Genomic DNA, 5,541 nt, shown 5'->3' on the forward strand with positions numbered 1-5,541 from the left:
CTTGACGACGCCCTCGCGTTTGAGGATCTGGCCGATCTGCACGCCGGCGGCGTCACCTACTTCGGCTACCAGTTCTGGCAGGGCCGCGGCGAGATCGAGGACTTCGCGGGCGACGGCTCCGGCGCGGTGCCCATCGAGGTCCCCAAGGGCGCCACCGGCGTGCAGATCGGCCAGATCCTCAAACGCGAGGGCGTCGTCAAGAGCGTCGAGGCCTTCACCCGCGCCCAGGGCACCAACCCCCGCGGCACCTCCATCCAGGAGGGCAGCTACCTCCTCAAGAAGGAGATGTCCGGCAAGTCCGCCGTCGACCTGATGCTGAGCCCGCAGAGCCGCAACAACATGATCTTCGGCGAGGGCACCCGCAACAGCGAGGTCTACAAGGCCATCGACAAGCGGCTCGAACTCGCGCCCGGCACCACGGCCAAGGTCGCCAAGGAGCAGGCCGGCAACCTGGGGCTGCCCGCATGGGCCAAGGGCCACACCAACGTCAAGGACCCGCTGGAGGGCTTCCTCTTCCCGGCCTCGTACTCGGCGGCCAAGGGCACCAAGCCGGAGACCGTGCTCAAGAAGATGGTCGCCCGGGCCAACCAGGAGTACGAGAAGGCGGGCCTGGTCGACAAGGCGCAGGGCCTCGGTCTCAAGGGCCCCTGGGAGCTGCTCACCGTCGCGAGCCTGGTGCAGCGCGAGGGCAAGACGCACGACGACTTCCGCCAGATGTCCGAAGTCGTCTACAACCGCCTCAAGCCCACCAACACCGAGACCAACCAGCTGCTTCAGTTCGACTCCGCCTTCAACTACCTGAAGGCCGAGAGCAACATCAACATCTCCGAGGCGGAGATCAACAGCAACAAGGACCCGTACAACACGTACACGCAGAAGGGCCTCACCCCCGGGCCCATCAGCAACCCCGGCAACGAGGCCCTGGCCGCCGCCCTCAACCCCACCGAGGACGGGTGGATGTACTTCGTGGCGACCGACGGCATGAAGGTCACCGAGTTCGCCAAGACCCACGACGACTTCCTGAAGCTGAAGCAGAAGTTCAATGACAACAGCTAGCACCCCCGCCCGGCGCCGCGCCGCCGTCCTCGGCTCGCCCATCGCGCACTCGCTCTCACCCGTGCTGCACCGAGCCGCCTACGCCGACCTGGGCCTGGCCCACTGGTCGTACGGCGCGCACGAGGTGGACGAGGCGGCGCTGCCCGGGTTCTTCGAGCGGTTGGACGAGAGCTGGGCCGGGCTCTCGCTGACCATGCCGCTCAAGCGGGCCGTCATACCGCTGCTGGACGAGATCAGCGAGACCGCCGCCGCCGTGGAGGCCGTCAACACCGTGGTGCTCCGCTCCGACGGGCGGCGCACCGGCGACAACACCGACATCCCCGGCCTGATCGCCGCCCTGCGCGAACGCGGGGTGGAGGGCGTGCCCTCCGCCGCCGTGCTGGGCGCCGGGGCCACCGCCTCCTCCGCGCTCGCCGCGCTGGCGAAGATATGCGCCGGCCCCGTCACCGCCTACGTACGCAGCCGGGCCCGCGCCGAGGAGATGCTCAACTGGGGGGAGCGCCTGGGGGTGCGGGTGCGCACCGCCCCCTGGGAGGACGCCGAGCGGGCGCTCGCCGAGCCGCTGGTGATCGCCACCACCCCGGCCGGCGCCGCCGACGCGCTCGCCGCGGCCGTACCTGACACAGTCGGCACCCTCTTCGACGTGCTCTACCACCCCTGGCCCACCGCGCTGGCCGCCGCCTGGTCGGCCCGCGGCGGGGCCGTCCTCGGCGGGCTGGACCTCCTCGTCCACCAGGCTGTCCTGCAAGTCGAGCAGATGACCGGCAAGGCCCCCGCACCGCTCGCGGTGATGCGTGAGGCCGGCGAGAAGGCCCTGGCCGGACGCTGACCGCCCGTCCCGCCAGTCGGACCGGAATACGGACACCGCCGCGGACCGTGGGAGGATCGGGGAGGCGGACCGGGGCCCGCGCACCCGGTCGCGCCGTCGCAGTCGAGGCGCGAACACGAGGAGCACCGTTGAGCAGGTTGCGCTGGCTGACCGCGGGGGAGTCGCACGGCCCCGCACTGGTGGCGACGCTGGAGGGCCTTCCGGCCGGCGTCCCGATCACCACGGACATGGTGGCGGACCACCTGGCCCGCCGGCGCCTGGGCTATGGGCGCGGTGCCCGGATGAAGTTCGAGCGCGACGAGGTCACCTTCCTCGGCGGCGTACGCCACGGCCTGACCATGGGCTCCCCGGTCGCCGTGATGGTGGGCAACACCGAGTGGCCCAAGTGGGAGAAGGTCATGGCGGCCGACCCGGTCGACCCGGCCGAGCTGGCCGAGTCCGCCCGCAACGCGCCCCTGACCCGCCCGCGCCCCGGCCACGCCGACCTGGCCGGCATGCAGAAGTACGGCTTCGACGAGGCCCGCCCGGTGCTGGAGCGCGCCTCCGCCCGGGAGACCGCGGCCCGGGTCGCGCTCGGCGCGGTCGCCCGCTCCTACCTCAGGGAGACGGCCGGCATCGAGATCGTGTCGCACGTGGTGGAGCTGGCCGCGGCGAAGGCCCCGTACGGCGTCTACCCGACCCCGGCGGACGTCGAGAGGCTGGACGCCGACCCGGTGCGCTGCCTGGACGCCGACGCGAGCAAGGCGATGGTGGCCGAGATCGACCAGGCCCACAAGGACGGCGACACCCTCGGCGGCGTGGTCGAGGTGCTGGCGTACGGGGTGCCCGTCGGCCTCGGCTCGCACGTGCACTGGGACCGGCGGCTGGACGCCCGGCTGGCCGCCGCGCTGATGGGCATCCAGGCCATCAAGGGCGTCGAGGTCGGCGACGGCTTCGACCTGGCCCGGGTGCCCGGCTCGAAGGCGCACGACGAGATCATCGCCACCGACGAGGGCGTCCGCCGCTCCTCGGGCCGCTCCGGCGGCACCGAGGGCGGGCTGAGCACCGGTGAGCTGCTGCGGGTGCGGGCCGCGATGAAGCCCATCGCCACCGTGCCGCGCGCGCTGAAGACCATCGACGTCGCCACCGGCGAGGCCGCCGCCGCCCACCACCAGCGCTCCGACGTGTGCGCGGTGCCGGCCGCCGGCATCGTCGCCGAGGCGATGGTCGCCCTGGTCCTGGCGGACGCGGTCGCCGAGAAGTTCGGCGGCGACAGCGTGGCCGAGACCCGGCGCAACGTCACCTCCTACCTCGACCACCTGCACATCCGGTGAGCGACGGCCCGCTGATCGTGCTGGTCGGGCCGATGGGCTCGGGCAAGTCCACGGTGGGCGCGCTGCTGGCCGAACGGCTCGGCGTGCCCTACCGGGACACCGACGCCGACATCGTCGCCGCCGAGGGCCGGGAGATCTCCGACATCTTCCTCGACGAGGGGGAGGAGCACTTCCGCGCCCTGGAGCGCGCCGCGGTCGCGGCCGCCGTCGCCGGGCACGCGGGCGTGCTGGCGCTCGGCGGCGGGGCCGTCCTCGACGACGGCACCCGCGCCCTGCTGGCCGGCCGCCCGGTCGCCTACCTCTCGATGGACGTGGAGGAGGCGGTCCGGCGGGTCGGCCTGGGCGCCGCCCGCCCGCTGCTCGCCGTCAACCCCCGCCGCCAGTGGCGGGAGCTGATGGACGCCCGCCGCCACCTGTACACCGAAGTGGCCCGGGTCGTCGTCGCCACCGACGACAGGACGCCCGACGAGGTCGCCCAGGCGATCCTCGACGCTCTGGAGCTGAAGGACGTATGACCGACCAGACCGAACCCTCCACCGGTTCCGACGTCACCCGCATCCAGGTCGGCGGCACGGCCGGCACCGACGCCTACGAGGTGCTGGTCGGCCGGCAGCTCCTGGGCGAGCTGCCCGGCCTGATCGGCCCCGGCGCCAAGCGGGTCGCCGTGATCCACCCCGAGGCGCTGGCCGAGACCGGCGAGGCGCTCCGGGCCGACCTGGCCGACCAGGGCTTCGAGGCGGTCGCCGTCCAGGTGCCCAACGCCGAGGAGGCCAAGACCGCCGAGGTCGCCGCGTACTGCTGGAAGGCGCTCGGCCAGACCGGCTTCACCCGCAGCGACGTCATCGTGGGCGTCGGCGGCGGGGCGACCACCGACCTCGCCGGCTTCGTCGCGGCGAGCTGGCTGCGCGGGGTGCGCTGGATCGCGGTGCCCACCACCGTGCTGGCCATGGTGGACGCGGCCGTCGGCGGCAAGACCGGCATCAACACCGCCGAGGGCAAGAACCTGGTCGGCGCGTTCCACCCGCCGGCCGGGGTGCTCTGCGACCTGGCCGCGCTGGACTCGCTGCCGGTCAACGACTACGTCAGCGGGCTCGCCGAGATCATCAAGGCCGGCTTCATCGCCGACCCGGTCATCCTCGACTTGATCGAGGCCGACCCGGCCGCCGCCCGCACCCCGGCCGGCCCGCACACCGCCGAGCTGATCGAGCGGTCCATCCGGGTCAAGGCCGACGTGGTCTCCAGCGACCTCAAGGAGTCCGGGCTCCGGGAGATCCTCAACTACGGGCACACCCTGGCGCACGCCATCGAGAAGAACGAGCGCTACAAGTGGCGGCACGGCGCGGCGGTCTCCGTCGGCATGGTCTTCGCCGCGGAGCTGGGCCGGCTGGCCGGACGCCTGGACGACGCCACCGCCGACCGGCACCGCGCGGTGCTGGAGTCCGTCGGGCTGCCGCTGACCTACCGCGGCGACCAGTGGCCCAAGCTGCTGGAGACCATGAGGGTCGACAAGAAGTCCCGCGGCGACCTGCTGCGCTTCATCGTGCTGGACGGCCTGGGACGGCCCACCGTCCTGGAGGGTCCCGACCCGGCCGTCCTGGTCGCCGCCTACGGCGAGGTGTCCGCGTGAGCCGCCGGGTCCTGGTGCTCAACGGCCCCAACCTCGGCCGGCTCGGCTCCCGGGAGCCCGACGTCTACGGCTCCACCTCCTACGCCGGCCTGGTCGACGCCTGCACCGCGCTCGGCAAGGAGCTGGGCTTCGAGGTGGAGGTGCGGGAGACCAACGACGAGGGCGAGCTGGTCCGCTGGCTGCACGAGGCCGCCGACGACTCGCTGCCGGTGGTCATCAACCCCGGGGCCTTCACGCACTACTCGTACGCGATGCGGGACGCGGCCGCCCAGCGCACCGCCCCGCTGATCGAGGTGCACATCTCCAACCCGTACGCCCGCGAGGAGTTCCGGCACACCTCGGTCATCGCCGCGGTGGCCTCCGGCACCGTCGCCGGCTTCGGCATCGGCTCCTACCGGCTCGCGCTGCGGGCGCTCGCCGAGGAACTCGACGGCTGACCCGCGCAGTCGGGCACCTTCCGCGCCCCCCGGCCGTTGCCCAGGCGACGGCCGGGGAGGGTACGGTTCGGTGACGGACCGTCCGAACGGACGACCGAACGCCAGCCGCACGAGACGAAAGTGGACCGGATGCAGCACGCAGTGGGGGCCCCGCTGCCGCCGCCCCACCAGACGGGGTACGCGGCCCACGGATGGACCGGCGGGCCCGCCCCGCATCCCCGCGCCCCAGCCCGGAGCCCCCCCCCCCCGGCGCCGGCCCCGCCCCTTTTCACCCTCCTG

Annotated in this window: 6 protein-coding genes; all 6 read left to right on the plus strand. The window is 73.2% G+C overall.

What is annotated here, in order from left to right:
• Positions 1-1,056, plus strand: a 1,056-nt coding sequence (gene mltG, locus C6N75_RS28910; RefSeq protein ID WP_105871805.1) for an endolytic transglycosylase MltG, incomplete at its 5' end; no start/stop codon positions are given.
• The gene (locus C6N75_RS28915; protein ID WP_105871806.1) at positions 1,043-1,885 is read left to right on the plus strand and encodes a shikimate dehydrogenase; all 843 of its coding nucleotides are present in this window, start codon (positions 1,043-1,045) and stop codon (positions 1,883-1,885) included. The genes mltG and C6N75_RS28915, both read left to right, overlap by 14 nt.
• Positions 1,886-2,013: 128 nt before the next feature.
• A complete protein-coding gene (gene aroC, locus C6N75_RS28920; RefSeq protein WP_105871807.1) occupies positions 2,014-3,198 on the plus strand; it encodes a chorismate synthase in 1,185 nt (394 codons plus the stop codon).
• On the plus strand, positions 3,195-3,713 hold the full coding sequence (locus C6N75_RS28925) for a shikimate kinase (protein ID WP_105871808.1): 519 nt from the start codon (positions 3,195-3,197) through the stop codon (positions 3,711-3,713). Before aroC ends, C6N75_RS28925 begins: the two co-directional genes overlap by 4 nt.
• The gene (aroB, locus tag C6N75_RS28930) at positions 3,710-4,825 is read left to right on the plus strand and encodes a 3-dehydroquinate synthase (protein ID WP_105871809.1); all 1,116 of its coding nucleotides are present in this window, start codon (positions 3,710-3,712) and stop codon (positions 4,823-4,825) included. The genes C6N75_RS28925 and aroB overlap by 4 nt, the downstream gene beginning before the upstream one ends.
• Entirely contained in the window at positions 4,822-5,262 is a 441-nt protein-coding gene (aroQ, locus tag C6N75_RS28935) for a type II 3-dehydroquinate dehydratase (RefSeq protein WP_105871810.1), read from the plus strand. Before aroB ends, aroQ begins: the two co-directional genes overlap by 4 nt.
• Positions 5,263-5,541 lie beyond the last annotated feature (279 nt).

This window comes from Streptomyces solincola, assembly GCF_002982015.1.
In the GTDB taxonomy this organism is placed as follows: Bacteria; Actinomycetota; Actinomycetes; order Streptomycetales; family Streptomycetaceae; genus Streptomyces; species Streptomyces solincola.